This window comes from Methylobacterium sp. 285MFTsu5.1, assembly GCF_000383455.1.
Lineage (GTDB): Bacteria > Pseudomonadota > Alphaproteobacteria > Rhizobiales > Beijerinckiaceae > Methylobacterium.
Genome location: NZ_KB911345.1, coordinates 1 through 2253 on the forward strand (window position 1 = coordinate 1; position 2253 = coordinate 2253).

The 2253-nt window shown below is 58.1% G+C and carries 1 protein-coding gene; it reads right to left on the reverse strand.

The window, feature by feature from the left end; translation table 11 throughout:
• Nucleotides 1-1061: 1061 nt before the first annotated feature.
• Nucleotides 1062-1769, reverse strand: coding sequence for a hypothetical protein (locus tag H288_RS35485; RefSeq protein ID WP_158684286.1), 708 nt, complete (start codon nt 1767-1769; stop codon nt 1062-1064).
• Nucleotides 1770-2253 lie beyond the last annotated feature (484 nt).

Consider the following 2253-nt stretch of genomic DNA (forward strand, 5'->3'; position numbering starts at 1 on the left):
GACGATCACGCCGCCGCCGGCCCCCAAGCGCCGCGGTCGTCCGCCAATGCGTCACGAGCCCGACCCCAATGCGGCCTGACCCACGGGAGTGGGGACTTTTGCTTCGGCGGATCTGAGGACGATGCACTCGGCGTTGACACGTATCGTCCGCAGACCAAAAGGCGAAATCTAGCCACAAGGTCGCAAGTCCCGTTTCAGCGCGGTCCGTTGCCGAGCGGGCACGGCGAAGCGCGGAACACGCGACTCACGAGGCTGAAAAAACCCTCGCCGTTCAACGGCGGCGATGACGTGTGAGGCGTTTACAGGGAAGTCGAGGCCGCGCGATGAGCTCTCAGTATCCTACACCAAGCGGGAGGAAAATCGGCGCGAGAAGCTCGTTCGAGCGACGGTAGGTAGCCATAGCCACCCGTGTCGGAGCTGGCGCCGCCTCCTTTGTGACCCGCTGCGTCGCCACGAGATTGTCCAGTTGCACCGCGCGATCTGTAAGATAAGCGGTCACGTTCGAGAAGCAGCGAACGGCTCGGGCATACTGACGAGCCGCCTCCAAGGGTTGACAGACTTGAGTCATGTACCGCTTGGCAACCGTCAAGCGTACTGGGTCGACGACCTCGTTCTGTGCCATGGCTGAGCCGGAGCCGAGAACCACGATAGCGCACGCACACGCGACACCAAAAATGCGCACAGCCCGTATCATTGTTCGACCTCCTCCGAACGACGGTTCGAGTGCGGCTGAGCTCATGAATTGATACACCATCACTTCAGCTCTTCCGCTTCGCCTGTCTGGCACCGTCCATCCCAGAACCCACTCTAGTAATGCGCCGAAGCATTGACAATGGCTGAACAGATTCGTGCAACCTATTTCCGGCTGGGGCGCGAGTTTGAGTAATTTCCATCGCGGGCCTCGCTGAGCGCTGAATACAGCATTTTTGAGGCCCGACCGAATATCTCACTAAGCGGCTTATAGGCTCCGCGGTGGTTAATTTCATTCTAGAGCTGCGGGCCAAAAGAATTTTTTATCATAAGTCTTGTGATGATGTTGCTTTCACATAATCGGAGCGGCCTCAAAGATATGAGGCGACCGACTCGAGCCCCATAGAGCGTGCCTTATTGCGGATCTGGGCCTTCTGATCTTCACGAAGAAGTCCGATCAGCGGTCGCGCTGCAGAATAAATGCGGAATGTCGTGCCTGAGAAGGCATCTGCGGTGTTTTGGCCGGCCCGTGCCAGCGCCATCTGCTGCGCACCGATCTCGGTCAGAACCGCCTCGACCGGCGGCCAGTAAGCCTCCTGCTCCGTCGTCAGTCGCAGAGAGAGCTTGAGCCGTCGGATCTCGGACGGAGTCAGCAGATCTTTGTAATGTGGGTTTTGCGCGGGAGCGGGAGACTGCCGCGCTTTATGAGATTGTGGCCGCGGCGGACTCGCCGTCGAGCTCTGCGGAAGCGCCGCAAATTCACTACGCGAGACACGTGAAGGGGGTGATACCTGCTTGGGCTGCTCGGACGCGAGCGAGTTCAGCGCGGCGGCCGCTCTTACCGCCTCGACCGTCTTCTCCTCGATTAACACGGTCTCCCGCGCTTCAGGCACGATGGGCGGTGGCGCCGTCTGGAGTGCGGTCTGGGCAGCCGTGTCCGCAAGAAAGATGCTCTTTGGCGGCTCGACAACTGGATTGGTAGGGAGGACACTGACAAGCCCGAAGGCTCCCAGTCCAACCAAAACCAAGAAAAAAATCACCCTCGACAGATTTACTAAAGCCGACAGCAAGCGTGGCATCGCTCCCCGCCAATCCTTGAGTCGACGACTCGCTATCATATGCGCGTCATTTGAAATTTGTACAGCGGCCCATACAGCTTAATTAAACAGCACCATGTCATCGCGCGACAAAACGCGAGCCTGTATCTATGCACGCTGAAGATCGAGCATCTTCAGCGTGAAGCTCCAAGAACGTTAGCACAAGTTTGATGTTTCGTCGTTGCTTAATTGCAACACTCCCAATTTTATCTGCCAATTGCGCGGCTTACTTTCATTTTCATGGACGCAGATGTCCCACCATCGCTTGGGTTCCACGGGAGTTCTCAATTCCCCCGGTGTTAGGGGGTCTTGGGGCAGGAGCCGAGCGGTGACGATGAGCCGGTGTGTACCGGCATGCAGTGGAAGTACCTGCTGATCCTCCCTCGGTGTCGCGGACACAGAGAGATCATTTCGTGGTCCTCTCGGCTTGCTCGGGCGTAAGATAGCCGAGTGCCGAGTGGATGCG